The sequence below is a fragment of the Aetokthonos hydrillicola CCALA 1050 genome (genome assembly GCF_017591665.1).
Lineage (GTDB): Bacteria > Cyanobacteriota > Cyanobacteriia > Cyanobacteriales > Nostocaceae > Aetokthonos > Aetokthonos hydrillicola.
The window spans coordinates 1-3,498 of record NZ_JAAKGC010000149.1 but is presented as its reverse complement, the minus strand read 5'-3'; the positions used below and the strand labels follow the sequence as shown (position 1 = coordinate 3,498).

Sequence of the window (3,498 nt, the reverse complement as noted above, 5' to 3'; positions counted from 1 at the left end):
CGATATCCCTCTAGTAGCACCAACCTTTGAGTTAATTGGAATCGGTTACTCCGTATGGTTTGTTTACCGTTATTTACTCAAAGCTTCAACCCGTCAAGAGTTAACCGATGAAATTGCAGGGCTCAAGACACAAGTTGTTGGTGATGAATAAACATGAAGTTTCGTAGATCCCATTACTAATACCTCAATAAGCGCTTCAGGCGTCTATCACCTTTTATACAAATGGTCAAGGAAATTTAAAAAATCTTGACCATTTTTTCAATTCAAAATTCAAAATTCAAAATTAAGAAGAAAAAAATTTTGAATTAATTAATTCTGGGTGCAAGCCCCCACTGATTGCAATTTTGAATTTTGAACTGAATTGACCATTTTTAGTAAAGAGGTTAACGAGGTACTGTCACAATATTCGGATCTTGGAGCGGTTGTAATTTCCCCGTCTGCACTAATGTTTGATAAACCATTGCTGCTACTTCAGCGCGAGTAACGTCTTTGTTTGGAGCTAAAACTGTTTTATCTGGATGGTTTACCACAAGATTATTCGCTGTAGCAGCAGCAACCTTATCAGTAGCATATTTAGGAATATCTTTAGCATCTTTGTAAATGCTTAAAAATTGATTTGCCGAAGCGGGAGGGTTCAGTTTTAAACCACTCACAAGGGAGACTAAAACTTGCACTCGCGAAATCTTTTGGTCTGGATTAAAAGTTCCGTTAGGATAGCCTTTTAAAAAGCCACTACCTATTGCTTGAGAGATCGCTGGAGTAGCCCAAAATTTTTCTGGTATATCTTTAAAAGCTGTTGGAGTATTATCAAGCTTTTTCTCGGAAACTTGCTGTATAATAGCAGCGAATTCTGCTCGGCTCACAGGTAGATCTGGTTTAAAAGAGTTATCTGGAAACCCTTTTATCAGTCCACGTGAAGAAAGAGCATCAATAAAATGACGACCCCAATAGTCAGCAGGTACATCTTTAAACGCTATTGGTGGTGTCGTTGTTGGTATTTGTTCAACCGTAGGAGCGGTTTGTGGTTCCGTAGTATTACTTGATGGTGGAGGAACAACGACCGGTGCTACTTGATTATTAGGAGCTATATTACCAGATAGTGGAGGAATAATGACTGGTCCCACTTGGCTAGGAGGATTTATAGTACTAGCTTGTGGTGGTACCGCAACAACTCCACCTGTTGTCGCATCTGGTATTAATAAGGTATTAGCAGACTGATTACTATCAGTAACAGTAGGTGATGGCGAGCCATTTAAGTTTGAACTAACTGTTGGTTTTACCCCAAAACCAGGTTCAGTAGCAAAAGCAGAGGGAGTAGAGGATGGCGCGAGTAATCCGTCTAAGTTCCAGTCAGCGTCCTTGCGAGAAAAAGACCAAAATAGAACTGCTCCGATAGTAGCAAAAGCAACAAGAATACCAACAAACTCATCAAAGCCAAGCGGAGTTGTTTCGGATGACCTGGGATCGGAAGGAAGCATATTCGTTGTCGTAATATTTTGTTTTGTTTCATTGCCTTTCAATCTCTAATGAGATTGAAATTGAACCATCCACGACAATTCAAAATGACTGAGTAGCAGATGCGTTTGGATGTTAAGCAGATTATACAACGCTATCTGGATATAACATTAATGGATCAACTTTCTTCTATAACACACGCAGTAAACTGGGGATGCTGTCTATTGCTTCCAATGTACTAATTTCTGTTAAAGCTTTACGGAAATCACCTTCTCGGACGTCGTGGGTAACAACAACAATTTCTGCTAGTTGTCCCTGAAAGCCTGTTTGGACAACTAACTCTAAGCTAACTCCATGAGTACCGAAGCAAGTACCTAGTTTACCAATCACTCCAGGCTGGTCTTTAGTGAGAAAACGAGCATAGAATTGCGTTACGAGTTCTGTTATTGGTGCAATTTGACAATCTTCCTGATGTCTAGCAGTTAGTAATTGATTGTGCAAAGCAATTTTAGATGTAGGCTTATTTTCAAGTTCCTGCTTAAGAATTTCTTCATTAATAGCTTTTTCGGTTTTGAGGGCAGCTACTATGTTCAGAATATCTGATGATACAGCACTAGCTGTTGCACCAGCACCAGCACCAGGACCAAAAAACATCACCTGTCCAATTGGTTCACCTTCAACAAGAATGGCATTGTTGACTCCGTAAATACTAGCTAGGGGATGTTCTTTAGGTACCAGTGTAGGATGAACCCTTACGGAGAGAGGGGAAGAGAGAGAAGGAGTTATTTTTTTAGCGATCGCCAATAGTTTAATGACAAATCCCAATTTTTCGGCATAGGTAATATCTGTCTTGCTGACTTGCCGAATTCCTTCACAATAAACATCTGATAAATCAACCCGACAACCACTAGCTATTGATGCAAGAATAGCAATTTTATCTGCTGCGTCCAATCCATCGACATCAGTCGTAGGATCTGCCTCAGCATAACCTAATTTTTGCGCATCAGCTAAGACATCCTCAAAGCTACTACCTTCGGTTTGCATTTTTGTGAGGATGTAGTTAGTAGTCCCGTTCACAATACCAATAACAGTATGAATGCGGTTAACACTTAAAGACTGCTTCAAGGGTTGAATAACTGGAATACCACCGCCAACAGCAGCTTCTAACATCACACATACCCCTGCTTGCTCAGCAAGGGTAAAGATTTCATCGCCGTAGCGAGCGATCACTGCTTTATTAGCAGTAACAACATGCTTACCAGAACGAATGGCTTTTAATATTAGCGATCGCGCTGGTTCGAGTCCCCCCAAGACTTCGACAACAATATCTATTGCTGGGTCAGTTACAATACTCTCTAAATCTGTGGTTATCACTCCTTCTGGGAGCTCAACTGTACGGGGCTTGGAGAGCGATCGCACACCCACCCGATATATTTCTATTTCCTGTAACAAAGGGTGACGCCCTAGATTATCCAGTAACAACTGGACCGTACCCGTCCCCACAGTTCCTAATCCTAATATTCCCAGCTTTACACCCACAAGCCTTACACCAAATTTTAGACTATACAAACAATTGTAGGGGCGTATGGAAATACACCCCTAACAAAAGGTTATTTAATATATTATGCGGTCCGCAATGTAATTAATAGGTTTCTACGTGCCAGCGACCTGCTTTCTTGAGATCCTTTTGGTAATCACTCCAAGTTACACCTTCCTTGGCTGCGGCGGCTGTTAAAGCAGCATCGATTCCATCTTCCATACCTCGTAAACCGCGAATGTATGTATGGGTTTTTTCCTTTTTAATCAATTGCCACAGTTCATCTGCATGTTCTGCTACGCGGTCTTGAATATACATTCTGCCGCCTTGGGCGTTTTGCTGTTCCCGGCTGATAGCGTAAGTGAGACGGAAGTTGTCAGGATAACGACTTTGTATTTCTTCCAGTTCTTCCTTGTAGAGAATGTTTGCTGTTTTTGGAATACCAAATATTAACCAAGAAAATCCTTTAAATTGGTATTCTGGGTTAGCGGCTCTTTCCTTATCTT

The 3,498-nt window shown here is 41.0% G+C and carries 3 protein-coding genes and 1 pseudogene; 1 reads left to right on the top strand and 3 read right to left on the bottom strand.

Annotated features, from left to right (window positions below):
* Window positions 1–151, top strand: a 151-nt coding sequence (locus G4P69_RS39695; RefSeq protein WP_243903127.1) for a CAAD domain-containing protein, incomplete at its 5' end; no start/stop codon positions are given.
* A gap of 232 nt (window positions 152–383) precedes the next feature.
* On the opposite strand, the gene G4P69_RS33620 is transcribed toward G4P69_RS39695, so the two are convergent.
* From G4P69_RS33620 to G4P69_RS33610, 3 genes and pseudogenes are all read right to left on the bottom strand, one after another.
* A complete protein-coding gene (locus G4P69_RS33620; RefSeq protein ID WP_208354198.1) occupies window positions 384–1,478 on the bottom strand; it encodes an S-layer homology domain-containing protein in 1,095 nt (364 codons plus the stop codon).
* A gap of 166 nt (window positions 1,479–1,644) precedes the next feature.
* On the bottom strand, window positions 1,645–2,994 hold the full coding sequence (locus tag G4P69_RS33615) for a homoserine dehydrogenase (RefSeq protein ID WP_208354196.1): 1,350 nt from the start codon (window positions 2,992–2,994) through the stop codon (window positions 1,645–1,647).
* A gap of 103 nt (window positions 2,995–3,097) precedes the next feature.
* Window positions 3,098–3,498 (bottom strand): annotated as a pseudogene (locus tag G4P69_RS33610) (ferredoxin--NADP reductase); the annotation flags it as partial.